Source organism: Nitriliruptor alkaliphilus DSM 45188 (genome assembly GCF_000969705.1).
In the GTDB taxonomy this organism is placed as follows: Bacteria; Actinomycetota; Nitriliruptoria; order Nitriliruptorales; family Nitriliruptoraceae; genus Nitriliruptor; species Nitriliruptor alkaliphilus.
The window spans coordinates 4,799,034-4,825,400 of the sequence record NZ_KQ033901.1 but is presented as its reverse complement, the minus strand read 5'-3'; the positions used below and the strand labels follow the sequence as shown (position 1 = coordinate 4,825,400).

At 72.7% G+C, this 26,367-nt stretch carries 27 protein-coding genes; 10 read left to right on the top strand and 17 right to left on the bottom strand.

What is annotated here, in order from left to right:
* Positions 1-58: 58 nt before the first annotated feature.
* Both NITAL_RS22345 and NITAL_RS22340 read right to left on the bottom strand, forming a co-directional pair.
* Entirely contained in the window at positions 59-847 is a 789-nt protein-coding gene (locus NITAL_RS22345; RefSeq protein WP_052668515.1) for a DUF1295 domain-containing protein, read from the bottom strand.
* Positions 848-906: 59 nt separating this feature from the next.
* The gene (locus NITAL_RS22340; RefSeq protein ID WP_052668514.1) at positions 907-1,695 is read right to left on the bottom strand and encodes a class II aldolase/adducin family protein; all 789 of its coding nucleotides are present in this window, start codon (positions 1,693-1,695) and stop codon (positions 907-909) included.
* 141 nt (positions 1,696-1,836) lie between these two features.
* Between NITAL_RS22340 and NITAL_RS22335 the strand changes: the two genes are divergently transcribed.
* A complete protein-coding gene (locus NITAL_RS22335; RefSeq protein ID WP_052668513.1) occupies positions 1,837-2,517 on the top strand; it encodes a uracil-DNA glycosylase in 681 nt (226 codons plus the stop codon).
* Between the two features lie 119 nt (positions 2,518-2,636).
* Entirely contained in the window at positions 2,637-2,903 is a 267-nt protein-coding gene (locus tag NITAL_RS22330; RefSeq protein ID WP_157042036.1) for a hypothetical protein, read from the top strand.
* A 156-nt stretch (positions 2,904-3,059) separates the two neighbouring features.
* On the opposite strand, the gene NITAL_RS22325 is transcribed toward NITAL_RS22330, so the two are convergent.
* Together NITAL_RS22325 and NITAL_RS22320 are read right to left on the bottom strand one after the other, a co-directional pair.
* Entirely contained in the window at positions 3,060-4,634 is a 1,575-nt protein-coding gene (locus NITAL_RS22325) for a pyridoxal phosphate-dependent decarboxylase family protein (RefSeq protein ID WP_052668511.1), read from the bottom strand.
* A 20-nt stretch (positions 4,635-4,654) separates the two neighbouring features.
* On the bottom strand, positions 4,655-5,308 hold the full coding sequence (locus tag NITAL_RS22320) for a hypothetical protein (RefSeq protein WP_052668510.1): 654 nt from the start codon (positions 5,306-5,308) through the stop codon (positions 4,655-4,657).
* Positions 5,309-5,505: 197 nt separating this feature from the next.
* Between NITAL_RS22320 and NITAL_RS22315 the strand changes: the two genes are divergently transcribed.
* Genes NITAL_RS22315 through NITAL_RS22305 form a run of 3 tightly spaced genes read left to right on the top strand, consistent with a single transcriptional unit; the run spans position 5,506 to position 8,613 of the window.
* Positions 5,506-5,856, top strand: a complete 351-nt coding sequence (locus tag NITAL_RS22315) for a response regulator (protein ID WP_211262604.1) — start codon at positions 5,506-5,508, stop codon at positions 5,854-5,856.
* Between the two features lie 16 nt (positions 5,857-5,872).
* Positions 5,873-7,978 carry a sensor histidine kinase gene (locus tag NITAL_RS22310; RefSeq protein ID WP_157042035.1) on the top strand — a complete coding sequence of 702 codons (2,106 nt, stop codon included), beginning with the start codon at positions 5,873-5,875 and terminating at the stop codon, positions 7,976-7,978.
* Complete coding sequence (locus NITAL_RS22305; protein ID WP_052668507.1) at positions 7,966-8,613, top strand: LuxR C-terminal-related transcriptional regulator; 648 nt, start codon at positions 7,966-7,968, stop codon at positions 8,611-8,613. Before NITAL_RS22310 ends, NITAL_RS22305 begins: the two co-directional genes overlap by 13 nt.
* 204 nt (positions 8,614-8,817) lie before the next feature.
* Here the strand turns inward: NITAL_RS22305 and NITAL_RS22300 are convergent, their stop codons facing one another.
* From NITAL_RS22300 to NITAL_RS22280, 6 genes are all read right to left on the bottom strand, one after another.
* Positions 8,818-9,120: a hypothetical protein gene (locus NITAL_RS22300; RefSeq protein ID WP_052668506.1), complete on the bottom strand. Its 303-nt coding sequence runs from the start codon at positions 9,118-9,120 to the stop codon at positions 8,818-8,820.
* A gap of 21 nt (positions 9,121-9,141) precedes the next feature.
* Positions 9,142-9,282 carry a hypothetical protein gene (locus tag NITAL_RS28690; RefSeq protein WP_157042034.1) on the bottom strand — a complete coding sequence of 47 codons (141 nt, stop codon included), beginning with the start codon at positions 9,280-9,282 and terminating at the stop codon, positions 9,142-9,144.
* A gap of 91 nt (positions 9,283-9,373) precedes the next feature.
* Positions 9,374-10,540, bottom strand: a complete 1,167-nt coding sequence (locus NITAL_RS22295; RefSeq protein ID WP_052668505.1) for an RNA polymerase sigma factor — start codon at positions 10,538-10,540, stop codon at positions 9,374-9,376.
* Positions 10,533-10,940 (bottom strand): YciI family protein, encoded by a 408-nt coding sequence (locus tag NITAL_RS22290; protein ID WP_052668504.1) that lies wholly within the window; start codon positions 10,938-10,940, stop codon positions 10,533-10,535. The genes NITAL_RS22295 and NITAL_RS22290 overlap by 8 nt, the downstream gene beginning before the upstream one ends.
* A 111-nt stretch (positions 10,941-11,051) precedes the next feature.
* On the bottom strand, positions 11,052-11,705 hold the full coding sequence (locus tag NITAL_RS22285) for a response regulator transcription factor (protein ID WP_052669960.1): 654 nt from the start codon (positions 11,703-11,705) through the stop codon (positions 11,052-11,054).
* Positions 11,702-12,853 (bottom strand): sensor histidine kinase, encoded by a 1,152-nt coding sequence (locus NITAL_RS22280; RefSeq protein WP_052668503.1) that lies wholly within the window; start codon positions 12,851-12,853, stop codon positions 11,702-11,704. Before NITAL_RS22280 ends, NITAL_RS22285 begins: the two co-directional genes overlap by 4 nt.
* 175 nt (positions 12,854-13,028) lie before the next feature.
* On the opposite strand from NITAL_RS22280, the gene NITAL_RS22275 reads away from it, so the two are divergent.
* Together NITAL_RS22275 and NITAL_RS22270 are read left to right on the top strand one after the other, a co-directional pair.
* Complete coding sequence (locus NITAL_RS22275) at positions 13,029-13,796, top strand: ABC transporter ATP-binding protein (RefSeq protein ID WP_083441899.1); 768 nt, start codon at positions 13,029-13,031, stop codon at positions 13,794-13,796.
* The gene (locus NITAL_RS22270) at positions 13,793-16,624 is read left to right on the top strand and encodes an FtsX-like permease family protein (protein WP_052668502.1); all 2,832 of its coding nucleotides are present in this window, start codon (positions 13,793-13,795) and stop codon (positions 16,622-16,624) included. Before NITAL_RS22275 ends, NITAL_RS22270 begins: the two co-directional genes overlap by 4 nt.
* 13 nt (positions 16,625-16,637) lie before the next feature.
* Here the strand turns inward: NITAL_RS22270 and NITAL_RS22265 are convergent, their stop codons facing one another.
* Both NITAL_RS22265 and NITAL_RS22260 read right to left on the bottom strand, forming a co-directional pair.
* Positions 16,638-17,285 (bottom strand): class I SAM-dependent methyltransferase, encoded by a 648-nt coding sequence (locus NITAL_RS22265; protein WP_052668501.1) that lies wholly within the window; start codon positions 17,283-17,285, stop codon positions 16,638-16,640.
* Positions 17,286-17,493: 208 nt separating this feature from the next.
* On the bottom strand, positions 17,494-18,009 hold the full coding sequence (locus NITAL_RS22260; RefSeq protein ID WP_052668500.1) for a flavodoxin family protein: 516 nt from the start codon (positions 18,007-18,009) through the stop codon (positions 17,494-17,496).
* A gap of 164 nt (positions 18,010-18,173) precedes the next feature.
* Here NITAL_RS22260 and NITAL_RS22255 point away from each other — a divergent pair, with 164 nt between their 5' ends.
* Together NITAL_RS22255 and NITAL_RS22250 are read left to right on the top strand one after the other, a co-directional pair.
* Complete coding sequence (locus tag NITAL_RS22255) at positions 18,174-19,289, top strand: LLM class flavin-dependent oxidoreductase (RefSeq protein WP_052668499.1); 1,116 nt, start codon at positions 18,174-18,176, stop codon at positions 19,287-19,289.
* Between the two features lie 14 nt (positions 19,290-19,303).
* The gene (locus NITAL_RS22250) at positions 19,304-20,347 is read left to right on the top strand and encodes an NAD(P)-binding domain-containing protein (RefSeq protein WP_052669958.1); all 1,044 of its coding nucleotides are present in this window, start codon (positions 19,304-19,306) and stop codon (positions 20,345-20,347) included.
* A gap of 25 nt (positions 20,348-20,372) precedes the next feature.
* Here the strand turns inward: NITAL_RS22250 and NITAL_RS22245 are convergent, their stop codons facing one another.
* Together NITAL_RS22245 and NITAL_RS22240 are read right to left on the bottom strand one after the other, a co-directional pair.
* Positions 20,373-21,323, bottom strand: a complete 951-nt coding sequence (locus NITAL_RS22245; protein ID WP_211262601.1) for a TIGR01777 family oxidoreductase — start codon at positions 21,321-21,323, stop codon at positions 20,373-20,375.
* A gap of 70 nt (positions 21,324-21,393) precedes the next feature.
* Positions 21,394-22,302: an ATP-grasp domain-containing protein gene (locus NITAL_RS22240; protein WP_157042033.1), complete on the bottom strand. Its 909-nt coding sequence runs from the start codon at positions 22,300-22,302 to the stop codon at positions 21,394-21,396.
* Positions 22,303-22,453: 151 nt separating this feature from the next.
* Between NITAL_RS22240 and NITAL_RS22235 the strand changes: the two genes are divergently transcribed.
* The gene (locus NITAL_RS22235) at positions 22,454-23,839 is read left to right on the top strand and encodes an alpha/beta hydrolase family protein (protein WP_052668497.1); all 1,386 of its coding nucleotides are present in this window, start codon (positions 22,454-22,456) and stop codon (positions 23,837-23,839) included.
* Positions 23,840-23,849: 10 nt separating this feature from the next.
* Here the strand turns inward: NITAL_RS22235 and NITAL_RS22230 are convergent, their stop codons facing one another.
* From NITAL_RS22230 to NITAL_RS22220, 3 genes are all read right to left on the bottom strand, one after another.
* Complete coding sequence (locus NITAL_RS22230; protein ID WP_211262600.1) at positions 23,850-24,641, bottom strand: nitrilase-related carbon-nitrogen hydrolase; 792 nt, start codon at positions 24,639-24,641, stop codon at positions 23,850-23,852.
* The gene (locus NITAL_RS22225) at positions 24,638-25,324 is read right to left on the bottom strand and encodes a TetR/AcrR family transcriptional regulator (protein ID WP_052668496.1); all 687 of its coding nucleotides are present in this window, start codon (positions 25,322-25,324) and stop codon (positions 24,638-24,640) included. Before NITAL_RS22225 ends, NITAL_RS22230 begins: the two co-directional genes overlap by 4 nt.
* 64 nt (positions 25,325-25,388) lie before the next feature.
* Entirely contained in the window at positions 25,389-26,360 is a 972-nt protein-coding gene (locus NITAL_RS22220) for an acyl-CoA desaturase (RefSeq protein ID WP_052668495.1), read from the bottom strand.
* Positions 26,361-26,367 lie beyond the last annotated feature (7 nt).

Genomic DNA, 26,367 nt, shown 5'->3' with positions numbered 1-26,367 from the left:
GCATGACAGAACGTGACCGTCGCCGCCCGAGGAGACCACGACGGATCGACGGTGACGTTCAGCCCTTGCGTGGGCCCGGGATGAAGGTGTTGGTGCGCCGCACGTACTCGTCGTAGCCCTGGCGCGTGCTGCCACCCGACGACATCCCGCGTTCGGTCAGCGCCACCCCGGACACCTGCACGATGAACAGGGTCATCAGTGCCGACCCGATGGCCGCCCACCACGCGCCGGTCGCCAACGCCAGGAGGTAGTAGGCCCACCAGACGGTCGCGTCCCCGAAGTAGTTGGGGTGCCGGGTGTAACGCCACAGGCCCCGATCCATGACCTTGCCGCGGCTGCCGGGGTCGGCCAGGAAGCGCGACAGCTGCCAGTCCCCACCGGCCTCGAAGACGAGACCCACCAGCCACACCAGCACGGCCGCCACGTCGAGCCAGCCCAGGGTCTCGGGCGACGACCGGTGCAGCGCGGCGAGCAGGGGCAACGAGATGACCCACGCCAGCCCGGCCTGCAGCCAGAAGACCGTGAACAGCGAGGTGACGGGGAACGACTCGGGGCGCTTCTCACGCATGGCGACGTAGCGCTTGTCCTCGCCCTCGCCCCAGTTACGCCTGGTGATGTAGACCGACAGCCGCAGGCCCCAGGTGGCCACGAGGATCAGGACCAGGCCGGTCCGTGGGCCGGCCCCGTCGCCGAGCACGGCGTAGACGACGGCCAGCACCACGAACGACAGGCCCCACACGCGGTCGACGAGCGACGCGTCGTGGCGCACCACGCTGATGGCCCAGGTCACCGTCATGAGCACCAGGACCGCGGCCAGGCCCCCTGCCCACACCTGCCAGATCGCCACGCTCCGCCTCCTCCGTCAGAGCCGGTTCGCACCAAACCAGCTGTCGGATGAGCGTCTCGTCAGTCGAGCAGGTCCGGCTGCTCGCTGACGATGCGGTCGTACAGCGGCTGGAACGACAGCCACCCGACGAACTCGTTGCCGACCTGACCGCGGGTCTTGTCGGCCTCGGCGGGGTCGATGTGCACGGGGTCGCCGGCCGCGTCAGCCAGCAGCTGGACCTCGCAGCTGCGCTCCATGGCGATGAACCACCACGCGGCCGCGTCCACGGTCGTGCCGACCGTCAGCAGGCCGTGGTTGCGCAGGATGCACGCCTTGTGGTCCCCGAGCGCGGCGGCGATGCGCTTCGACTCGTCGAGCTCGAGCACCACGCCCGTGTAGTCGTCGAACAGGCCGGTGTCGCCGGCGAAGGCGCAGCTGTCCTGCGTCAGCGGGTCGGGCACCTTCCCGAGCGTGGAGAACGCACGCCCGGCCGGCGAGTGGGTGTGAGCCGCCGCGACCGCGTCGAGACGGTTGGCGTGGATCTGCGAGTGGATGGCGAACGCGGCCGCGTTGACCGGGTACGCCCCCTCGACCACGTTGCCGTCGTGGTCGACGCAGATCAGGTCCGAGGCGCGGATCTGGCCGAAGTGCATCGCGAAGGGGTTGACCCAGAACAGGTCGTCGAACTCGGGGTCGCGTGCGGTCACGTGCCCGGCGACACCCTCGTCGAACCCCATCTCGGCGAACAGCCGGAAGGTCGCCGCCAGCCGCTGCTTGCGGTGCGTGCGTTCGGCATCGACGTCGTCGAAGGTCGGCGGGACGCGGTAGCGCAGCTGCTCGGCGGGGACGGCGGTCGGACGTGTGCCCACGGTTGGCTCCTCGGGACGGCGGCGCGGGGCCGGGACGGACGGGTCGGGAGGGACTTCGACACCGGCGGCTCGGGTACCTCCCAGTACGCGAAGCCGTGGGCGGTGCCTGGTACCAGCGGTCCGCGCCCTACCCTGCCGCCGATGCGCGCCCACAGCCTCGACGACGTCGCACGCACGGTGGTGGACTGCCGCGCGTGCCCGCGCTTGGTCACCTGGCGCGAGGGGGTCGCCGCGACCAAGCGCGCCGCCTACGCGGATCAGACCTACTGGGGTCGACCCGTACCCGGGTTCGGTGACCCGGCCGCCCGGGTCGTCGTCGTCGGGCTCGCCCCAGCCGCGCACGGCGCCAACCGGACCGGCCGGATGTTCACCGGGGACCGCTCGGGCGACTGGCTGTTCGCCTCGCTGCACCGCACCGGGTTCGCCAACCAACCGACCTCCGTGTCCGTCGACGACGGCCTCGAACTGTCCGGGGTGTGGATCACCGCGCCGGTCAAGTGCGCTCCGCCGCAGAACCGACCCACCGTCATCGAGCGCGACACCTGCGCCCCGTACCTGGCCGCCGAGCTCGACCTGCTGCCCTGGCGCGTGGTTGTGGCGCTCGGTGGGTTCGGGTTCGCGGCCGCGCTGTCGTTCACCGGCTGGGAGGGCAAGAAGCCCCGTTTCGGGCACGGCGTCTCGGTCCCCCTGCCGGGCGGTCGGACGCTGCTCGGCAGCTACCACGTCAGCCAGCAGAACACCTTCACCGGCCGGCTGACCGAGGCGATGCTCGACGAGGTGTTCCTCGAGGCTTCGCGACTGGCGCGAGGTTCCGACAGCTAGGTCCGTCGAGCAATGGATGCGACGTCGGAGTCGTCCTCAGTCATGGTGGGGACGGTCGTTCGACCCAGCCAGGAGAAGGTGAGCCCTGCCATCCGATGACCCCAACGACGGGAGAGGTGATGCGACGGATCATGACGATGCTGGCCGCGACGCTGCTGGCGGTCGGGATGACCGCAGGGCCCGCGATGGCCATGCAACCGCCCGGCCACGGCGCGCAGGACCACTTCGGCTGCGTCGACGGCGAGGACAGCGCGGTCGCGGGCCACCCGGGTGCCGCCGGCCTGGTCGATGCCACGCCACTGGTGGGAGGCTTGACCGATGACCCGCTGCCGACCGCGTGGAACGCGGTTGAGCACGCTGACCCGATCGACTTCGGGACGTGTTGATCGGCCGAGCGCACCTGCCTGGGGCCCGCCACGATGGCGGGCCCCAAGCGGGTGCGGTCCACGGCGCCGCGGGCGCCCGCGTAGGGGAGGTCCTTGTCGGCGAGTTCGCGCATGAACGCGGTGGCGCACGCGCGGGAAGCGGCCATCCGCACACCGTCACTGCGATCTTGCGGAGACCACTCGGATCGGGCTCGACGACACCGACGGCACCCGACGTCGGGGGGCGGTCGCAGGATCAGCCTGCCGACCGCCCGACCGTGCGCGGTGCAGGTCGCGGCCGATCGCGACGGTGCGCTCGATCAGCGCGTCGACGTCGTCCGCCTCGGTGCGGAAGCTCAGGAGGCATGCACGCAGCACGTAGCGGCCGCGGTGGCGCGCGTTGGACGGGAACACCCGCCCGTCGTCATGCAACGCGTAGAGGATCCGCTCGTTGAGGTCGTCGAGGTAACCGGCGGCATCCGGGTCGTCGCGCAGGTCGGGCGGGACGTAGCGGAACCCGACGATCGACAGCTCCGGGGCGATGGTCGGCTCGAGTTCGGGGTGCTGGATCACACGGTGGTGCAGCCAGCCGGCGAGCGCGACGTCGTGGGTGATACGGCGCTCGAACGTGCCCCAACCGTGCGCGAGCAGGGACACCCACACCGGTAGCGCATCGAAGGGTCGGGTGAACTGCGGCGTCCACTGGTAGCGCTGCACCGTGTCGCGCACCACCTCGGTGTCGTAGCTGGTGTAGTCGGTCTCCAGCGTGAACGCGCGGTACTGCGTCTCCGGGTCGCGGAACAGCACCAGGCTCGAGCTGATCGGGGTGTTGAGCCACTTGTGCGGGTCGCAGGTGATCGAGTCGGCCCGTTCGATGCCAGTGAACCGGCCGCGGAGACCAGCGGTCATGGCGGCTGGTCCTCCGTAGGCGGCGTCGACGTGGAGCCAACAGCCGTGGGTGGCGGCCACCTCGGCGAGCTCCTCGAGCGGGTCGATCGCCCCGAACTCGGTGGTGCCCGCGGTGCCGACCACGACCAACGGCTGAACGCCGGCGGCACGATCGGCCTCGATCGCGGCCGCCACCGCGGAGGCGGGCATCCGCAACCGCTGGTCGGTGGGGATGCGCCGCACGGCGGCCGTGCCGAGCCCGAGCAGGTCAGCCGCCCGGTCGATCGTGTCGTGCGCGTCCTCCGAGGCGTAGATCGCCATCGGCCGACCAGCGGCGACGCCGTCACGGCGGACGTCGTGGTCGGCGAGGTGGTCGCGCGCCGCTGTCAACGCCATGAGGTTCGCGGTGGCACCGCCAGCGACGAAGGCGCCCGACGCACCGGCCGGCAGTCCGAACCGGTCGGCGAACCACGTCAGCAGGTTGGTCTCGACCTCGGTGGCTCCGGGGCTGATGAACCAGCCGCCCGCGTTCTGGTTGAAGCCGGCGGCCAGCAGCGCCGCAGGCGCGCCCGGCACCGTGCCGGCACCGGTGATGTAGGCCATGAACCCGCTGTGGCCGGTGTGGGTGCAGTTCTCGAGGGCCAACGTGCGCAGGTGGGCGAACAGCTCGTCGTCAGGCAGCGGATCATCAGGGACGGGACGGGTGACCGCGGCGCGGACCTCGGCAGGGGTGGCCGCACGGCGCACCGGGAGCTCAGGCAGCCGCGTGAGGTACTCCTGCCACAGCTCGAGCGCCATGGCACCGAAGGCGCCGGCGCGTTCGGGCGTCCAGGCGAGATCCGGCAACGGGTCCGTTCTGTTCATGTCCAGCTCCTGCCGGGTGCTCATGGGGTTGGTGGGCGGTCGATGCGGTTGCCGAGCGCAAGTGCCTCGAGCGCGCCGCCGACCGCGCCGGCGACGAGCCCGATCATGAGCAGGATCGCGACGAAGCCGCCCAGGTCACCGAGGGCGGCGTCGATGGTGTCGCCGAAGAGCGCCGCGGGGATGATGGCGACGATCCCAGCGGCCAGCCATCCGGCTGGCGCGATGGCGCTGCGCCGTCCGGGTCGTGGGAGGTGTCGGCGCAGGATGCGCCGTTCGATGCCGCCGGCGACCGTTCCGACCGCGAGGATGCTCAGTACGAAGTCGAGGGGTGGTCCGCCGATCACGAACCCGCCGACGAACCCCGCCGTCAGAGCGATGACCGCCGCGGTCCCGACGCGTCCGGCGCGTTCGACGTCGGGCAACAGCGTCTGCTGGCGCAGGTAGGCCCAGAGGCTGCCGCCGACGAGGAAGGCGACGAGCAGCGACAGGTCGCGGATGAGGCTGTCATGGTCGGCGCCGAGGGCCTCGACCGTGCCGCCGAGCAGCGCGAACAGGCCGAACGCGGTGCCGAGCCCGATGGCGTTGACCGCGACCCAACGGCCGACCGACCAGGGCGCGGGTGTGCCGGTCGCGGGTGTGCCGGTCGCGGTGGTCTCGTTGGATGTGGCGCGCATGGTGTCCTCGCCGGGGTCGGGGATGCCTGCGGGTCTCGCGGGCGTCGGGCCGGGTGGTCGACACCGCCAGCATGTGGCGTCACGCTCGCCAGGTCGCCCGGGCCGGCCCTGGTCTCGAGCTCCGGGCAGGCCCGGAGGCCGGATCGGGACGGCTGTGCGAGACTCGCGCTATGGCGATCCGGGAAGGTTCCCGTTCGGTGCTGATCGTGGATGACCACGGTGGGTTCCGAGCCTGGGCCCGGGCGTTCCTCGCGGACGAGGGCTACCGGGTTGTGGGTGAGGCCGCCGACGGATCAGAGGCGATCGGTGCCGTCCGCCGGCTGTGCCCGGACGTGGTCCTGCTCGACGTCCACCTACCCGATGTGGACGGCTTCGAGATCGCGCGTCGGATCGCCGCGCAGCCTGACCCGCCCGTGGTCGTGCTGGTGTCCAGCCGCGAGGTGGCCGAGTTCGGGCAGCGTGTGGCCGCCAGCGGCGCGCAAGGGTTCATCTCGAAGGTGGACCTGTCGGGTCAGCGGGTGCACGACCTGGTGCTGGGAGTGCGGTGAGGTGGACGCCCAGCCGGTGGGACGCGCCACGGACGCCTCGATCCGGGGAACGGCGCTGCGAGCGCGGGTGACCGTGGTGTGGGTCGGACTGGGCGTCGCGGCCATGCTGATGGTGGCCGCGCTGACGCTCATCGCCGCCACACCGTCGGGCGTGGTCGAGTCGAGCCTGGCCGGCTCCCGACAGCTGGACGCGGCGTTCGCGGTGGCGTTCGTGGCCTACTCGACGGTCGGCGCCGTGATCGCCGCGCGCCGGCCCGACCATCCGGTGGGTTGGATCTTGCTGGTGGCGGGGCTGGGGTTCCAGACCTGGGTGTTGGCCTGGTGGTACGCCGCCGCCGGCCTGCTGGGGTGGCCGGGCGTGCTGCCCGGCGCGGCGGTCGCGGCGTGGCTGTCGCTGTGGATCCACGTCGCCGGGTTCGGGCTGGCGTTCACCTTCCTGCTGCAGCTGTTCCCGGACGGATCGCTGCCGTCACGCCGCTGGCGCCCGGTGGCCTGGTTCACCGGCGTGGCCCTGCTCGTGTGGGCGGTGACGTGGGCGACCCCACCGGGACCGATCCCCGGCTTCGAGCAGGTCGACAATCCGGTGGGGGTTGCCGCCCTCGCACGGATGGACGAAGGGCTGGGCTGGGGACTGTTCGTCCTGGCGGTGCTGGCCTCGGCGATCTCGCTGGTCGTCCGCTACGTCCGCTCGTCGGGAGTGGCGCGCCGCCAGATCCGGTGGCTGGCGTACGCCGCCGCCCTGGTGGGGGTGGCGCTAGTGGCCGTCACGGTCGGTTCCGAAGGGGTGCGGACGGCCCAGCTGGCGGGCGAGGTGCTGATCCCGCTGGCCATCGCCGGGGTGCCGATCGCCGTGTTCGTCGCGATCTTCAAGCACGACCTGTACGACCTCGACCTGGTGATCTCCAAGACCATCACCGTCGGGGTCCTGGCCGCGCTCATCACCCTGTCCTACGTCGCCGTGGTGGCCGGGGTCGGAGTGGCCGCGGGCACGGCCGGTGAGCTGAGCCTGACCCTGGCGGTGCTGGTCACCGCGGTGGTCGCGGTTGCGTTCCAGCCCGCCCGCGCCCGCATCGGACGGCTCGCGAACCGGCTGGTGTACGGGCCGCGGGCAACGCCCTACGAGGTGCTGGCCGCCTTCGCGCAGCAGCTCGGCGACACCCTTGAGGCAGATGCTGCACTGCCGCGTCTGGCACGGATCGTGGGCGAGGGTGTGGGCGCGACCGTGGCGGAGGTGTGGCTGGTCATCGGCGATGGTGTGCGCCGGTTGGCCGCCTGGCCTGCACAGCCAGCCCGACCGGTCGTGGCGCTGTCGGGCGACGGTCTGCCACCGCTACCGCACGCGGACCGGACGGTGGAGATCCGCGACCGCGGCGAGCTGCTCGGCGCCATCAGCGTCACCCTCCCCCCGGGCCGGTCCCTGACCCCGACCGAGGACCGCCTGCTGCGCGACGTGGCCGCCCAGGCCGGACTCGTGCTCACCAACGTGCGACTGCTCGAGCAGCTCAAGGCGTCACGGCAGCGGCTGGTGGCCGCCCAGGACGAGGAGCGCCGCCGGATCGAACGCGACATCCACGACGGGGTCCAGCAGCAGCTGGTCACGCTCGCGCTGACACTCAAGATGGCGGCAGCCGACGCAGGAGCGCAGCACCGGGATGGGCTCGACGAGACGCTCGGCGGCGCGGCGCAAGAGGCCACCGCAACCCTGGCCGAGCTGCGACGCCTCGCCCGCGGCATCCATCCCTCGATCGTGACCGAGGGCGGGCTGGCCGCCGCCATCGAATCCGTGGTGGAGCGAGCGCCACTTCCGGTGGAGCTACAGCTCGCCGAGGTGGAGGGGCTGCCGATCTCCGTCGAGGTGACGGTCTACTACCTCGTCGCGGAAGCGCTGACCAACGTCGCCAAGCACGCCGACGCCGCCAGCGCGACCGTCACCGTCGCGCGTGAGGACGGCCGTCTCCGGGTCGAGATCGGCGACGACGGTGTCGGCGGCGCGATGCCCTCAGCTGGCTCAGGTTTGGTGGGGATCACCGACCGCATCGCGGCGCTGGGCGGCGTCCTGGAGATCGAGAGCCCCGCAAGGGCCGGCACTCGCCTGCGAGCCGAGATCCCATGCGGGTCGTGATCGCCGATGACTCGCTGCTGTTCCGCGAGGGGCTGGCCGGACTCCTCGACAGCGGCGGCTTCGAGGTGGTGGCACAGGCCGGTGACGCGGACGGGCTGGCGGCAGCTGTCGCTGCTCACGACCCGGACGTTGCGATCATCGACATCCGTATGCCACCGAGCCACACCAACGAGGGCCTGGTCGCCGCCAACGAGCTGCGCGCCCGCCACCCCGACCTGGGGATCCTCGTGCTCTCCCACCATGTCGGGTCCCGCCAGGCCGTAGCGCTGCTCGCCGACGACCCCGCCGGGATCGGCTACCTCCTCAAGGACCGCGTCACCGACCTGGACGACTTCGCAGACGCCGTCAGGCGGGTCGGGTCGGGTGGCTCGGTCGTCGACCCCGAGGTGGTCGCGGCACTGCTCGGTCGTCGCCGCCGACACGACCGTCTCGACCAGCTCACCAACCGCGAACGCGAGGTCCTCGCGCTCATGGCCGAAGGCCTCACCAACCACGCCATCTGCGACCGGTTGACGCTCGGCGGCAAGACCGTCGAGAGCCACGTCGCCCACATCTTCCTCAAACTCGGCCTGCTCCCTGCAACCGACGAGCACCGGCGCGTCCTTGCGGTCCTCACCTACCTGCGCGCAGACTGACACCACTCTCGAGCGAGCACGACCTCGAGGTAACGGGGGCGGAAGCGGTCGTCGTCGGCGAGCCCGTCGAACGTCACTGGATCGGACACGGAAGCTGCTCGGCTCGCCACGGAGCCGGATCGCTCGCCGGTCGGGTGGTCGATCGACGCCGCCCGTCGAGGGTCCGTTCCGGCAGGACCGGGGCGGGCCCTCGACGGTCACAGGTCAGTGATCTCCGCCGCCCCTGACCGGGACCAGGTGAGCGTTGCAGAGGACCCCCGGCGACTCGCCTTCAGCCCGCAGGATGTCCCGGAACTCCTTCGGGATCTGGCCCCAGTTCTGCGTCTTGCCCTCGAAGAACCCGGTGTGGTCGTTGAGCCCCGAGAACGCGCAGAGCGAGTTGGCGGTGTAGTCGCGGATCGGGGTGTCCTCCCCCGTGCCGGTGATCTCTCCGGCGTGTGCAGCGGTCCCCAGGGTCAGCAAGGTGACGGTGGTGAGCGTCGCTGCGGTGAGCAGTCTCCTTCGCATGGATCTTCCCTCTCGTGGTGGTCACGGCACGCCCCGTCCCCGGGCGTGCGCGGTGGTGTCGGTACGGAGCGCACGGGCCACCCCCGCCGTCCGCGTCCCGAACCCCCACGTCCGGATCGCCGCCGGTACCACCATGCCCCCCTGGGTGAGGGTGGCAGGCACCGCAGGGTCCGTCCAGAGCGGGGGCCCACCTTGCGCGTCCGGATCACCGCCAGCGACGGCCGGGCGACCCCTCGTCGCGCCGAGCGTGCGCTCAGACCGACGGGGGGCGCACTCGGGCCGCCTCGCGGACGAGGTGATCGCGCTCGGGCACGTTGGTGGCTCGCCGGGCCGCTTCGGCGTAGAGGTCCGCGGCGCGGGCGAGGTCGCCGTCCTTCTCGTGCAGGTGGGCGGCGACGGCGGCGTAGCGCGGCAGCTGGGGATCGAGCGGCGCCAACGCGACCAGGCCGGCTCGGGCGCCGTCGGCCTCGCCGACCGCGACGGCTCGGTTGAGCCGGTGCACCGGGGAGTCCGTCAGGGCGACGAGCTCGTCGTACCACTCGACCACCTGGACCCAGTCGGTCTCGGCGGTGCTCCGTGCGTCGCAGTGCAGCGCCGCGATCGCCGCCTGCGCCTGGTACTCGCCCAGTCGATCCCGGGCGAGCGCCGCCCGCAGGATGGCGATGCCCTCGGCCACCATCATGGTGTCCCAGAGCGAGCGGTCCTGCGCGGCGAGCGGGACCAGGGAGCCGTCCGGCCGGGTGCGGGCCGGCCGACGGGCGTGGTGCAGGAGCATGAGCGCCAGCAGCCCGGCCGCCTCCTCGTGCCCCGTCACCGCGTGCAGCCGTCGCGCCAGGCGGATCGCCTCGGCGGACAGGTCGACGTCCCCGGAGTAGCCGGCGTTGAACACCAGGTAGAGGACCCGCATCACCGCGACCAGCGAGCCGAACTCGTCGAAGGTGGCCCCGCTGACGGTGCGTTTCGCGCGGCTGATCCGCTGGGCCATCGTGGCCTCGGGGACCAGGTAGGCCTCGGCGATCTGCCGGGTCGTGAGCCCGCCGACGGCCCGCAAGGTCAGTGCCACCGCCGACGCGGACGTGAGCGCGGGGTGGGCGCACCGCAGGTAGAGCTCCAGGGTGTCGTCCCGGTCGGTCGCCGGACCCGGCGCCGGCGCGGCCTGGACGCGTCGCTCGCGTGCCGCTCGGGCGGTCTCGGAACGGACGGCATCGAGGAACCGGCGCCAGGCGGCGGTGACCAACCAACCCTTCGGGTCCCTCGGCGGGTCGGCCGGCCAGGTCTCGAGCGCGGCGAGCAGCGCGTCCTGGACGGCATCCTCGGCCGCCGCGAAGTCGGCTCCGCGGCGGACGAGGACCCCGATCACCTCGGGGACGAGGTCACGAACCAGCTCGCCGAGGTGATCGGGCAGCGGCCGGTCAGGCATCGGCCGTCGGGGCCGCGTCGAGGAACGGCCGCAGCTCGATCCACTCGTGGAGCGGTCGCCCACCCGCGGCGGGGGCCGAAGACAGCTGCCCGGCCAGCTCGATCGCCCGCTCCTGATCCTCGACGTCGATGATCATCCACCCGGCGATCAGGTCCTTGGTCTCGGCGAACGGCCCGTCGGTGACCGGGGGTCGGCCCTCACCGTCGTAGCGCACCCAGAGACCGTCGGGCGCCAGGGCCTGCCCGTCGACGAACTCACCGGTCTCCTCCAGCCGGGCGGCGAAGTCGCTCATGAACCGGATGTGGTCGCCGACCTCGTCGGGCGTCCACCGGTCCATCGGCACGTCGTTGACCGGCGCGGGGGCACCCCGGTAGTGCTTGAGCAGCAGGTACTTGGCCACATCAGGTCCTCTCGGTCCGGCGCGACCCCGTGGCCGCGCTCACCCCTGGGACGGAGCCAGCCTCGGATCCTCGACATCCGCGACCGACATCCTGCCGGAGACCACGCACGGTCACCGCTCGAGCCGACCCGTCTCGTGGGCCCACATCGCCAGCTCCACCCGGTTGCGGACCCCGAGCTTGCGCATCAGTGCGGCGAGGTGGGTCTTGACCGTGCTGAGGCTGATGTGGAGCTGTTCGGCGATCTCGCCGTTGGTCCGCCCCCGCGCCACGGTGACCAGCACCTCCTCCTCGCGGTCGGTCAGCGGCTCGATCGGCTGCGCCGGGCGGGACGTGCGCGCGTCCGCGAACGCCGCGAGCAGGCGCACGGTGACGCTCGGCGCGATGAGCGCGTCCCCCGCGGCAGCCGCCTCGATCGCCTGGACCAGCAGCGGCGGACCGGCATCCTTGAGCAGGAACCCCCGCGCACCGGCCTTGAGGGCCCCGTGCACGTACTCGTCGAGGTCGAAGGTGGTGATCACCACCACCGCCACCGGATCGGCGACGTCCGGTCCGGCGAGCTGGCGGGTGGCCTCGATGCCGTCGAGGTGGGGCATGCGGATGTCGAACAGACACACGTCGGGCTGCAGCTGGCGTGCCATGGCCACCGCCTCGCGACCGTCGGCGGCCTGCCCGACCACATCGATGTCCGGCTGGGCGTCGAGGATCATCGCCAGACCGGTGCGCACCAGGTCCTGGTCGTCGGCGACGAGCACGCGGATGGTCACGTGGCCGCCCCCGTCCGCGGCAGCTGCGCGACGACCGACCACCCCGAGCCGGGGGTCGGCCCCACCTCGAGGGTGCCCCCGAGGAGCGTCGCTCGTTCGGTCATACCCACGATGCCGTACCCCTCCGTGATGCGGTCGGCCGCGCTTGTCTGGCCGTCGTCGTGGACGGTGAGCCGCACGTGCTCGCGGTCGCCGGTGATCTGGACCTGGATGCAGGTCGCGTGTCGCGCGTGCCGCAGCGCGTTGGTCACCGACTCCTGGGCGAGACGGTAGAGCGCCGTGGCGAGCCCAGGGCCGAGGTCGTCGAGGTCGCCCTGCAGCTCGACGTCGACGCGCGGCGCGTCCCCGCTGCGCTGGGCGAGCCCCTCGATGTCGGCGAGACCGGGCTGTGGGGCGAGGTCCGGCTCCTCACCCGCGCGCAGGACCCCGACCATGGCGCGCATCTCGGCGAGCGTGCGAGACGCGGCCTCCTCGATGTTCGCGAGCGCTTCAGCGGCACGTCCCGGGTGCTCGGCGGCCAACGTGCGACCCGCCTGCGCCTGGATGGCGATGGCCGAGACGTGGTGGGCGACCGTGTCGTGCAGCTCACGGGCCAGCTGCTCGCGCTCGCGCGACCGGACCTGCTCGAGCGCGCGCACCTGCGACGTGGCCCGGTACCGGGCCGCTGCCCCGAGCGTCACGGACAGCGCGAAGAACAGCAGCCCGAGCAGCGTGTCGCCGAGGCCGTTGCGCGCGTGGGTCAGCAGCGGGAAGAGGACCACGATCGCCGACCCGATCGTGATCTCGCGGCCGGAACCCCAGCGCGCCAACGAGTAGGGCAGCACGAGGACCCAGGCGGTCGTCCACAGCGTGGTCTGCTCGGGATCGACGCCGGCGGCGACCGAGACGGTGTCCACCACGGTCACGACACCGAAGACCACGAGCACGACCAGCAGTGGACGCGTGCGCCGCATCGGCAGCAGCAGCAGGAGCGCCACCCCGATCGCGACCGTGAACGGACGCCACGGCAGGTCCTCGCGGAACACGCCCTCGACGAGGGCGACCAGGATCAGCACCCCGGCCAGCAGGCGATCCCGCCACCACCACCGTGGTGATGGGTCGGGTGCCCGGGGTTCTGTCCACAGCGAGCGGACGGCGTCGATGACCATCCACGGAGCGTAGGGAGGCGGAGGCCCTGCCGAACCGGGCACGAGGATGAGCTGCGTCTCAGCCTTCCGGCCAGGTCGATCCGAGCCACTGCGCCGATGTGCGCAGCTGCCACCTCGGCGACGGTGGTGGCAGGTCGCTCGACCATCGACGCGGCCACCCCGAGGAGCGCAGACGATGCACCGACCAGACCGGACCGAGCCTCCCACCGACGCGACGACGATGGACCCCATCCTGTCCGCGCGTGGTGTGAGCAAGACCTACCGCACCGGCAGCCACGAGGTCCACGCCCTGCGTGGGGTGGACCTGGACGTGCACAGCGGTGAGCTGGTGATGGTCATGGGCCCCTCGGGCAACGGCAAGACCACCCTGCTCAACTGCCTGTCCGGCCTGGACGACATCGACACCGGCACGGTCACCGTGGACGGCCGCGACCTGTTCGGCATGTCCGACGGTGACCGCACCCGCCACCGTGCCGCCCGCATGGGGTTCGTGTTCCAGGCCTTCAACCTGATCCCGGTCCTCAGTGCACGTGAGAACGTCGAGCTGCCGCTGCTGGTCACCGGCACACCTGCCAAGGCGGCCCGGCAGCGGGCCGAGCAGATGCTGGCGCGGGTCGGGCTGGCCGATCGTGCCGGGCACCGGCCCGGGGAGCTGTCGGGGGGTGAGCAGCAGCGGGTCACCGTGGCACGGGCGCTGGTGGCCGAGCCCGCGATCGTGTGGGCCGATGAGCCCACGGGTGCGTTGGACTCGCACACCGCGGGGGGGATCGTGGAGCTGTTGCACGAGGTCCACGCTGCGGGGCAGACCCTGGTGGTGGTCACCCACGACGAGGCCCTCGGCCGCTCCGGGCAACGCCTGGTCCACGTCCGCGACGGCCGCATCGCCGACCACGACGACGACGCCGAGGTCGGCGGACACACCCGCATCGAGGTGTCCTCGTGACCACGATCCTGGTCCTGGCCGGCTGCGCCTTCCTCCTGCTGGTGCCGCTCGCCGTCTCGGCCGCGCGCCGACCTGCGCTGGTCACCATGGCCGCTCGGCACATCGGACGCCGCCGCGGCGAGGCGGCGCTCGTGATCGGTGGCGCGCTGCTCGGCACCGCGATCATCACCTCGTCGTTCGTGGTCGGTGACGTCATCGAGGCTTCGTTCCGCGACGAGGCCCGGACCCGGTACGGCCCGATCGACCTCACGGTCACGAGCACCGGGGAAGCCGGTCTCGACCAGCTCACCGAAGCGGTCGTGGGCGCAGCGGTGGCCGATGTCGACGGCGTGCTGCCGGTGACCGTCGCCTCGGCGACGCTCGAGTCCCCGACACACGGCACCGCGGCCCCGCAGGTCCGTCTCGTGGAGGTCGACCTGGGGGCTGCGGCGACGTTCGGTGGGGACACCGAGATCACCGGGGTCGCCGACATCGGGCCCCTCCGCAGCGGGCAGGTCGTCATCAACGAACGCACCGCCGACCGGCTCGGTGTGGCGACGGGCGACCCACTGCGCCTCCACGCGCACGGCGCCACCGTCGCGGTCACCGTCGCCGACGTGGTGCCCGAGATCGGGTTGGCCGGGTACGGCGGCGCCATCGTCGCTCCGGGCACACTCTCGGACCTCACCGGCGCAGCGACGGCAGCGGTACCGCCCCGGCCACAGCTGCTGGTGTCGCTGGTAGGCGGGATCTTCGACACCCGCGACCGGTCCGACGCGGCCGTCACCGACCTGCGCGCCGCCGTGGCGGACCTGCCCGGCGTCGAGGTCGACGCGCCGAAGGCCGCGGTGCTGGACGACGCCGAACGTGAGGGCGCCGCGTTCACCGAGCTGTTCAGCATCATCGGCTCGTTCAGCGTCCTCGCGGGGATCCTCCTGCTGGTCAACCTGTTCGTGATGCTGGCCGAGGAGCGCAAGACCGAGCTCGGGATGCTCCGGGCGCTGGGCTTCACCCGTCGCCGGCTGACGCGCACGTTCGCGATCGAGGGTGCGATCTACGCCGTCGTGGCGGCTGTCACCGGGGCGGTGGCCGGCATCGGCATCGGCTGGGTCGTGGCCGTGCTTGCCGGCACCGCGCTCGGGACCGTCGACCAGACGTCCGGCTACCCGCTGGTCGTCGATCCGGTCAGCGTCGCGACGGGTGGGTCGATCGGGCTGATCATCTCGCTGGTGACGATCCGAGCGACCAGCCACCGCATCGCCCGTCTGAACGTGATCCGCGCCATCCGCGACCTCCCCGAACCACCGCTGCAGCGGCCGCGCGGACGGACCGTCGTGCTCGCCGCGACCGGCATCCTGGTCGGCACGTCGCTCGGTACCGCGGGCTTCCTCGCCGAGGATGCCATCGCGCTGCTGCTCGGGGTGCCCGTGGCGGTGTTCTCCGCCGCGCCGCTGCTGCGTCGTGTCCTCCCCGACCGCGTCGCCCGCGTGGCCGGCGCCGGGATCGTCCTGACCTGGGCGTTGCTCGCGGCGCCGCTGTTCCCGGACATCATGACCGTCGACGGCAACCCGGCCCTGTTCGTGCTCCAAGGTGTGGTGCTCACCGCGGGCGCCGTGTCCCTGGCGGCCAGCCTCGATCGGGTCTGGGCCGCCCTGGTCGACAGGTTCGGTGGCGGCGGTCGCGGTCTGGCCCCGCGGCTCGGGCTGGCCTACCCGCTGGCACGACGGCTGCGCACCTCGCTGCTGCTCAGCATGTTCTCACTGGTGATCTTCACGGTGACGATCCTCGCATCCGTGACGGCGACCTTCGAACGCAACACCGAAGGCACGGTCGCCGAGGTCGCGGCCGGCTACCACGTGGTGCTCGACACCGACCCGGCCAACCCCGCCGACGCAGTGGCACTGACCGACCACGCCGACGTGCTCGCCATCGCAGGCCTGGTCCGGGGGGTCGCCGACTTCGAGGCGGCCCACCTCGACGGCGCCCGCTCCTGGACCGTCACCGGCTTCGACGCCGACCTGCTCGCCCGCGGGACGCCGCTGCTGGCCGCGCGCGACGACGCGTACGTGTCCGACCGCGCCACGTTCGAGGCGGTCCTGTCCGATCCCACGCTGACCATCGTGCCCGACGGCTTCCTCGCCGGCGTCGGTGCCATCGAGGTCCGGGTCGGCGACGCCGTGGCCGTGCGGGATCCCGTCGACGGTCAGCCCCACGAACTCACGGTGGTGGGCCTCGGCTCCATGGACTGGGTCGGCAACGGTGCCCTCGTCAGCCGGGAGCTGACCGCGTCGCTCCTCGGTCCCGATCGGGCCGCTTCGCGCAGCTACCTGGCCCTCGCCGAGAGCGCAGACGCCGCTGACGTCGCCGCGGGACTCGACGCCGCCCTGCTCGCCCACGGTGCCGAAGCGCACACGTTCACCGCGGTGGTAGCAGGCGCCGTCGGGCAGCAGACGGGACTGCTGCGGATGCTGCAGGGCTTCCTCGGGCTCGGGCTGCTGGTGGGGACCGCGGGCCTCGGGGTGGTCATGGTGCGTGCCGTCCGTGAACGGCGGCAGGACATCGGGGTGCTGCGTGCCCTGGGGCTGCGCGCGGGGACCGTGCGCGCCGCCCTGCTGTCCGAGGCGGGCCTCATCGCCGGCCAGGGCGCCGTCATCGGCGCGGTGCTCGGACTGCTGACCACCCGCAACCTGCTCTCCGAGATCGGTGGCGACCTGACGTTCACGGTCCCGTGGGGAGCGCTCTTGGTGATCGTGGGGCTACCGCTGGTCGCGTCGCTGGCGGCGACCGCATGGCCCGCTTCACGGGCGGCGGCGCTGCGACCCGCCGTGGCTCTGCGCACCGCCGACTGAGCGCGCCGGACGCTCAGCCCGGCGGGTCGACGGTGGGCCGCAGCAGCGCCACGATGAAGTCCGCCTCGTCGTGGAAGGGGTGCAGGCTCCAGGTGGACAGCAGCAGGTCGGGCACCAGGCCGACCGCGTCCACATCACCGAGGAAGTCGTCGACCGCGTAGCCGCGCTGCGTCCCGAAGCCGACCGCGACCCGCCCGGCGCCGGCGAGGTGGCTCCGGAAGCGGTCGAGCACGGGCCGCCGGGTGGACGGCGCCAGGAAGGTCATCACGTTGCCGGCGCAGACGATCGCGTCGAAGGCGCCGTCCACCCCGCGTGCCAGCAGGTCGAGGGTCGCCAGGTCGTCGACCAGCCACAGCGGCCCGGGGTGGTCGGTCTCGGCGGCGGCGATCAGCTCGGGGTCGAGGTCGACGCCGACCACCTCGTGCCCGACCGACGCCAGGTGGCCACCGACGCGGCCAGGCCCACAGCCGGCGTCGAGGATGCGGGATCCTCGCGGCACCATCGCATCGACGAGGCGCGCCTCACCGACCAGATCGTCGCCCGCCGCGGCCATGGAGCGGAACCGCTCGATGTACCACGCGGAGTGGCTCGGATCGTCGCGCGTGATGCGCAGCCACTCGTTCTCCTCGTTCTCCTCGTTCGCGTCGGGCTCGTCGGTCATCGGGGCTCCCCGGACAGGTCGTGTCATCGGCCTTGGGTCGCCGACCCTGGCACGTCGCGCGACGTCCGTCACATCGGGGTGCCGTCGGGTCCGGGCGCCGGCACCCCATCGTCGGCCGAGCGACCGGTGGCGCCAACTGATCGGCCAGCGGGGGGAAGGTGGAGCCGCGACACGGATCGCAGCGTCGTCCCCGAGGAGCGCTGACGCGCTACCCCTGTTGGCCAACGAGGCTGCTGGCGGCGAGTTCGAGGCCCCACCGACGGGCCCGTTCGACCTCCCCCTCGACCAGCGGACCGACGGTGTCGGACACGTAGAAGCTCTGCGCGGGCTCGGCCGCGTGGTAGCCCCGGCGCCGCAACCGCTTCAACGCCGCGCGCGACGCCGCACCCGGCACCTTGCGGTCGATGTGGGTGTCGAAGGCGGCCACGAGGGCGTGGCCCGTCGGCAGGGCGGCCAGCCACTCGCGCAGACCGATCCCCATCGAGACGATCGCACCGTCCGCCTGCTCGCTCGCCGAACGGCGCGACTCGGGCCGGCTGAGGCTCAGTGCGTGTGTCGGCGCACCGACCACGAGCAACCCCACGTCCTCGGCGGGACCCGTCGGGGCCGTCCCCACCTCCACCACCTCGACCTCGACCCCGGCCTCACGGAGGCCCAGTGCGACCGCGTCCGCGATCGACCGGGTGTTGCCGAACATGGACTCGTAGACGACCAACGCACGCACGGTGAACCTCCTCGTGGATCCCCCGTCTCACCAGCCTGCGGGTGCGACGGGGACGACCACAGGGCCGGAGGTCCCCGCGGATCCCAGGCCGGAGGTCCGGAACAGCCCGCGCCGCCGTGGCGTTGGGCCTGGTTGCAGCCGCAACCTCACCTTCGGAGCAGCTCGTGCAGTTCGGGATCTTCTCGGTCGGCGACGTCACCCGCGACCCCACCACCGGTCGCACGCCCACCGAGGCGGAGCGCATCCAGGCCATGGTGACCATCGCCCTCAAGGCCGAGGAGGTCGGTCTCGACGTCTTCGCGTCCGGCGAGCACCACAACCCGCCGTTCGTGCCCTCGTCCCCGACCACGATGCTCGGCTACATCGCCGGCCGGACCGAACGGCTGATCCTGTCCACGGCGACGACGTTGATCACGACCAACGACCCGGTCAAGATCGCCGAGGACTACGCGATGCTGCAGCACCTGGCCGACGGCCGGGTCGACCTGATGATGGGACGCGGCAACACCGGACCGGTCTACCCCTGGTTCGGCTACGACATCCGCGAGGGCATGTCGCTCGCCTACGAGCACTACGGGTTGCTGCACCGCCTGTGGCGCGAGACCGAGGTCGACTGGCAGGGCCGTCACCGCACACCGCTCGAGCGTTTCACCTCGATCCCCCGACCGCTCGACGGCGTCCCACCGTTCGTGTGGCACGGCTCGATCCGCAGCCCCGAGATCGCCGAGCAGGCGGCCTACTACGGCGACGGGTTCTTCCACAACAACATCTTCTGGCCGCTCGAGCACACCGTCCGGATGGTGACCCTGTACCGGGAACGCTTCGAGCACCACGGCCACGGCCGCGCCGATCAGGCCATCGTGGGGCTCGGTGGGCAGGCGTTCATGCGTCGCAACTCCCAGGACGCCGTCCGCGAGTTCCGGCCGTACTTCGACGTGGCGCCGGTCTACGGACACGGCCCGTCCCTGGAGGACTTCACCGCGGAGACCCCGCTCACCGTCGGCAGCCCGCAGCAGGTCATCGAGCGGTACGCCGGCATGCGCGACCACGTCGGCGACTACCAGCGGCAGCTGTTCCTGATGGATCACGCGGGGCTGCCCCTGCCCACCGTGCTCGACCAGCTCGAGATCCTCGGCGGCGAGGTCGTGCCGGTGCTGCGCCGCGAGCTCGCCGTCGATCGTCCGGCTCACGTGCCGGACGCGCCGACGCACGCCGGTCGCGTCGCGGCCGCGGCTGCCACCGACGACGTGTTCGCCGCCGACGGTCGGGGCCAGCCGTGACCGATGTCGAGGTCATGGTCGTCGGTGCGGGTCAGGCGGGGCTGTCAGCGGCCTACTTCCTGGCCGGGCGCGGCTTCGCGCCGCACCGGGAGTTCGTGGTGCTCGATGCCAACGCCGCCGCCGGTGGGGCGTGGCAGCACCGGTGGCGGAGCCTGCGTCTGCGTGACGTCCACGGCCTGTACCCGCTGCCCGGGGTCGAGACGATCGCGGACGGGGACGATGAGGACGAGGCGCGGGACGTGGTCGCGCGGGCCTTCGCCCGCTACGAGCGTCGTTTCGGGCTGCCCGTCGTGCGGCCGGTGATCGTCGGCTCGGTCCGCGAGGCGGACGACGCGAGCGACCGGTTGCTCGTGGACACCGAGCGCGGCACGTGGCGGGCGCGCGCCCTGATCAACGCCACGGGGACCTGGACGCGGCCGTTCTGGCCCACCTACCCCGGCGCCGACCGCTTCGGCGGCCGACAGCTCCACACCGCCGACTACGACGGCCCGGACGGGTTCGCGGGGCAGCACGTGGTCGTGGTCGGCGGCGGCCACTCCGCTGTGCAGCACCTCGCCGAGCTCGCCGAAGTGACGACCACGACCTGGGTCACCCGCCGACCGCCGGCGTGGCGTGACACCCCCTTCGACGAGGCGGCGGGCCGCGCCGCGGTCACGCGCGTCGAGGAGGCCGTCGCCGCCGGGAGGCGCCCGTCGAGCGTCGTCAGCGTGACCGGCCTCGCGGTGACCCCGGCGGTCGAGGCAGCCCGGGAACGAGGTGTGCTCGAACGCCTCCCGATCTTCGACCGGTTGACCCACGACGGCGTCGCCTGGGACGACGGCCGCCACGTCCGTGCCGACGTCGTCCTCTGGGCGACGGGCTTCCGCCACGCCATCGACCACCTGGCCCCCCTCGGCCTGCGGGATGCCGCCGGCGGCGTCCGGATGGCCGGCACGCAGGTGGCCGCCGATCCGCGCATCCACCTGCTCGGCTACGGCCCGTCGGCCAGCACGATCGGCGCCAACCGCGCCGCACGGACCGCGGTCCGTGACCTGCGTCGCTTCCTCGGACGTCGCTGACCTCAGCGGAACGCATCCCGGCGGCTCACCGTGCACGCCGGCCGAGCGCGGCCTCCAGGGCGCCGCGGAGTTCCGGATGCTCGTAGCGGAAGCCGGCGCCCTCCAGGCGGGTCGGGACCACCCGCTGGCTCGGTGCCGCGAGCGCGACGGCCCCCTCGCCGTAAGCCACGCGGACCGCGAACAGCGGGATCGGCATCACCGTCGGACGCCGGTAGACCGCACCGAGGTCCTTGGTCAGCTGCGCGTTGGTCCGCTGCTGCGGCGCGACGAGGTTGACCGGTCCGGCGAGCGATTCCTCGTCGATGAGGAACCGGAGCGCGCGGACCTCGTCCGGGAGCGAGATCCACGGGACGTACTGGCGACCGCTGCCGACACGGCCGCCGACCCCGAGCTTGAACGGCAACTCGACCTTCTCGATCAGCGCGCCGCCCGCGGCCATCACCACGCCGGTCCGCGAGCAGGCGACCCGGATGCCCGCGGCGGCGGCCGGTCGCGTGGCGGCCTCCCAGGCGACGACCACGCCCGCCACGAAGTCGTCGCCGGGGGGCTCGTCCTCGGTGAGGACCTCATCGCCGCGGTCGCCGTAGTACCCGCTACCCGAGCCGGAGACGAGGACCGCGGGCGGGGAGTCGAGCGAGGCGAGCGCCTCGGCCAGCGTCCGGGTCCCGACCGAGCGGGAGGCGAGGATCTCGCGCTTGACGGCGGCGTTCCAGCGGCGGCTGCCGAGCGGCTCGCCGGCGAGGTGCACGACCGCGTCCACGCCCTCGAGCGCGGCCGTGTCCACGTCCCCGCCCTGCGGATCCCACACCACATCGTCGGGTCCGGCGTTCGCCCGCGAGCGCGTCACGCGCTGCACCCGGTGGCCGTCCGCCGTGAGCGAAGCGACCAACGCCTCCCCGATCAGGCCGGTCGAACCGGTGATCGCTACCCGCATGGCACCCACGTGCGCTCCGAGATCGTCGGCGGCGGCGGCCACCGCCGTGACCACCTCGTCACCCGTTCGCGCACGACCGCGGCCGTGGATGGCGCGGGAGTGCCCCCCGGGCTCAGGCGCGCGCGAGCGCGGCGTCCGCCAGCACCGTACCCACCTCGGGGGCCTGGGCGAGGTGGAGGTCGGGCTCGGTGAGTTCGAGCTCGGCGAGCTGCCAGGCACCGTTGTCGTCGCGCAGGAGGTCGACGCGCGCGTAGAGGAGATCGTGCCCGGACGCCTCGAGGATCCAGCGGGCGAGCGCGGCCGGTTCGGCCCCGTCCCCGTCCAGGCCGAGCCGCTGGTAGCGGCCACCGTGCTGCAGCTGGATGCGGAAGTCCTCGGGGCCGGGGGTCTTGCGGACCGCGTGGGTGACCACCCCGTCCACCAGCACGACCGAGACCTCGCCGTCGCGTTCGACCGCATCGAGGTAGGGCTGGACCATGACGTCGCCCGCGGCGAGGAGCCCGTCGAGGTGGGCCTGCGCATCGACCGCGTCGGCGTCCGGCGACGATCCGAACGCCCCGACCCGCCGGAGGCCCCTGGCCCCGGCCGCGACCGCGGGCTTGACCACGGCGCGAGGCCAGCCGCGCGCGGCCAGCAGGTCGGCCAGGTCGACCCGGTCCCCCGCCGCGAGCCACGCGGTCGGGACCACGGGCGCGCCGCGCTCCTCGAGCTCGATGAGGTAGGACTTGTGGGTGTTCCAGCGCAGGACGTCGGCAGGGTTCCACAGCGAGGTCGAGCTGCCGGCACGAGCCGCCCAGGCCACGAAGGCGTCGCGACGTCCGGGGTAGTCCCAGGTGGTGCGCACGAGGGCGAGGTCGAACGCGTCCCAGTCGACGTACTCGTCGTCCCAGCGCGGGGTGTGCACCTTCGCACCGCGGTGCTCCAGTTCGGCCCGCAGCGGCACGTCCATGGTCGCGGCGTACGCCGCGACCGACACGTCCAACTCGCTGGTCACCAGCGCCACGTCCACCGTCGACTCCACCCTCGCCCCGCGGCTCCGCGGCGCGGGCGGGAGACTACGGCCCCCGACGGGGGTCCTCACCGGTCCAATCGTCTAGCGTCCCCTCGTCCTCCTCGTCCGTGCACGGCGCCGAACCGTGCATCTCCCCCGCTGCCGACCGCCTCGAGGTGCTGTGCGACCTGCCGAGCTCGCGCTGCTCGCGATGGTGCTCGTGGGCACGGTCCGCCCGGTCACGCGGGCCGCCAGGGCCCCGGCGGTGGCCGTCCTCGTCGCCGTCGTGACCTTGCTCGTCGCGGCGGGCCACGTGTTCGCCGAGGGCGCGCGGTGGCAGCTGACCTCGCTCTACCTCGCCGGCGTGGTGGTCGTCCTGGCCGCGGCCGGGGACGTGGCGCGGACCCCCGACCCGCGCAGCGGGCGCGGTGGCTGGGCACTGGTCGGACTGCTCGCGATCCTCGGCGGCACGCTCGGGTGGGCGCTACCGATCCCGACCCTGCCGGCGCCCTCCGGCCCACGACCGGTCGGCACGAGCGTCGTCGAACTGGTCGACGAGCAGCGGCTCGATCGGTACGGCCCGAACCCGACGGCGCCACGTCGGCTGGTCCTCCAGGTCTGGTACCCGGCGGACATCGACGCGCCCGTCCGGCCCGGACCCCTGATCCCGGCCGGAGCGAGCTTCGGACGGCACGCAGCCAGCTGGCTCGGCTTCCCGCCCTTCACCCTCGACCACGTCGGTCTCGTCCGGTCGCACGCCACGGCGGACGTCCCCCCGACACCGGAGGCCGGTGCGCTGCAGGTGGTGGTGTACGCCCACGGCTGGGGTGGCTTCAGGACCATCCAGTCGGACCTCGCCGAGTCCCTGGCCAGCCACGGGTACGTGGTCGCCGCGCTCGACCACACCCACGGGTCGGTGGCCACCAGCTTCCCCGACGGCCGGGTGGTCCCCATCGACGAGTCGGCGCTGCCGGACGGGGTCGCCTCCGACGTCTACGACGCGGCGTCCGAACGCCTCGTGGAGACCTTCACCCAGGATCTGGCCTTCCTCCTCGACGAACTCGCCGAGGGAGCCGTCCCCGCCCTCACCGGCCGGCTCGATCTCGACGCGGTCGGCGTGGTCGGCCACTCGACCGGCGGCGGGGCGGCGGTCCGCCTGTGCGCGGAGGATCGGCGTTGTGCCGCGGTCGTGGGGTTCGACCCGTGGGTCGAGCCCGTCCCCGACGTCGTCGTCGGCGACGGGCTGACGGTCCCGTTCCTGGCGCTGCGCAGCGAGGAGTGGGTCGGCAACGACAACGACGCGCGGCTCCGGCGCCTCCGCGCGTCCTCGACGGGGCCGGCGGCGCTCGTGTCCGTCGCCGGCACCGCGCACCGGGACGTCACGCTGCTGCCGTTCATGTCACCGCTCGCGGCGCGCCTCGGGCTGGCCGGCCCGACCGACGGTGCGCGGACGCACGACATCGCCGAGACGTGGACCCGGGGCTGGCTCGACCACCACCTGCGCGGCGCGGTCCGCGACCCGCTCGTGCAGCCACCCGAGTTCGACGAATCGATCGTCGACGGCTGACCTGCGGCGGTCAGGTCGAGGGGAGCTCGTCGGCGCGCCGGTCGGCCAGGAACGGCAGGTCGCGCCGCACCTGCGCCACCAGATCGGTGTCCAGGTCCGCGCTGAGGATCGTGGCGGCGTCGCCGGCGCGGACCAACTCCTGGCCGAGCGGGTCGACGACCACGCTGCGCCCAGCCTGCTCGAGGCCGTTGCCGTCCACACCCACCCGGTTCACGCCGACCACGTACGCCTGGTTCTCGATCGCACGCGCCACCAGCAGCGCGGACCAGTGCTGGGCCCGCGGGGCCGGCCACGAGGCGACGACGAGGTAGGCGTCGGTGTCGTCGGCCGTGGCCCGGTACTGCTCGGGGAAGCGCAGGTCGTAACAGACGGTGGGGGTGACCCGGACGCCGTCGACGTCGACGGTGACGTGGGTGTCGCCGGCCCGGTAGTGCGCGGGTTCGTCGGCCATCCCGAACGGGTGCCGCTTGGCGTAGCGGTGCACGGTCCCGTCGGGCGCGACGAGGCAGCACACGTTGCCCGGCCGCTCGTCGCCGGGACGAACCTCGGGGATCGAACCGACCACCCACACGTCGAGGTCTGCCGCCTGCTCGCGCATCCAGGTGACCGTCGGGCCGTCCTCGGGCTCGGCGACCTGCGCCACCGCCATCGTGAACCCGACCGCGAACATCTCGGGCAGGACGACCACGCGCGCCCCGGTGGACGCCGCGACGGCCACCGTCGGGGTGAGCGCGGCGAGGGTCGCGTCGCGGTCCTGCCACGCGGGGACGTGTTGGACGGCGGCGACTCGCAGGGTGGTCACGATCGCTTCTCGCTCGTGGTCTCGGGGTCCGGGGTCGGGTCGGCCAGCAGCGCATCCCGGTGCTTGCCAGCCTTCTTGAGGCGCTTGGCGTCGACCGGCTCGAGGCGTGACAGGCCGTTCCACAGCAGGTTGACCACGTGGGCGGCCACGACCTCGCGGTTGGGCTTGCGCACGTCGAGCCACCACTCGCCCACCAGGGCCACCGCACCGACGAGCATGCGGGCGTACATCGGGGCGGTGTCCTCGTCGAAGCCACGGTCGCCGAACTCGTCCACCAGCAGCTGTTCGCAGCGGGCGGCGACGTCGGCGATGACCGTCGCGAACGATCCCTCGGTCAGCGGGGTCGGTGCGTCGCGGACCAGGACCCGGAAGCCCTCCTCGTGCTCCTCGATGTAGGTGAGGAAGGCGTCGGCGGCCCGCGTGGCGACGAGGCGTGGGGTCACCGCGTCGAAGCAGCTCTTGATCGAGTCGGTGAGGTGGCGGACCTCACGGTCGACGATGACCGCGTACAGGCCCTCCTTGCCGCCGAAGTGCTGGTAGACGACAGGCTTGCTGACCCCTGCGCGTTCGGCGATCTCCTCGACCGAGGTGGCCTCGTACCCACGCTCGGCGAAGACGGCACGTCCGACCCCCACGAGCTGCTCACGCCGCTCCTGGGCCGACATCCGCACGCGCTTGCTCACCTGGGCCCCTCCCCCGGTCGGGCTCGACGCCCTGACCCTAACGGCTGGGCCCGGACCGCCGGTGTCACGTGCGTGCGGTGCGGGGGTTGCGGCGGCGCTGGAGCTGGGTGGGCGTCGGCAGCTTGACGTCACGCACCAGACGCATCGCCGCCATCGTGCGGATGACGATCCAGGAGGCGTCGAACTCCCACCAGCGCAAGCCGTGCCGTGCCGACGCCGGGAAGGCGTGGTGGGCGTTGTGCCAACCCTCACCGAAGGCGAGCAGCGCCATGATGGGGTTGTTGCGGCTCTCGTCGTGCGCCTTGAACGGCTTGGTGCCGAACACGTGGCAGATGGAGTTGATCGACCACGTCACGTGGTGCAGCAGCATCACCCGCACGAGGCCACCCCAGAGCAGGCCCGACAGCGCACCGCTCCACGAGGTGGTGATGAGGCCACCGAGCAGGGCCGGGAGCAGGAACGTGACCAGCACGAGCCAGGGGAACGCCCGGGACACACGCGCGACACCCCGGTCCTTGAGCAGGTCGGGGGCCCACACCTCGGCGACGGTCCCGTCGGGGGCGAACATCCACCCCACGTGGGAGTACCACAGGCCGCGGAAGAGACCACCGAGCCCGTCGCCCGCATCGACGTGCGGGGAGTGCGGGTCACCGGGCACGTCGGTGTAGGCGTGGTGGCGGCGGTGGGTGGCCACCCAGTCGATCGCCGCGCCCTGGACCGCGAGCGAGCCGAGCACGGCGAAGGCGACGCGCACCGGCGCAGGCGCCTTGAAGCTCTGGTGGGTCAGCATCCGGTGGAAGCCCACGGTGATGCCGAGGCCGGTCGCGATGTAGAAGCCGACCAGGAGGCCGATGTCCACACCGCTGACCCCGCGGCCGTAGCCCCACCAGAGCGCGGCGACGAGGCCGACCAGGGGGACGCCGGTGATGAACACCATCGCGGTGCGTTGCCACTTGAGGATCCGCGGCGACGCGAGCTTGATGCCGCGGATGGTGGGGGTCTCGTCACGGACGGTGGGGGGAGCGGTGAGGGACACACGTGCC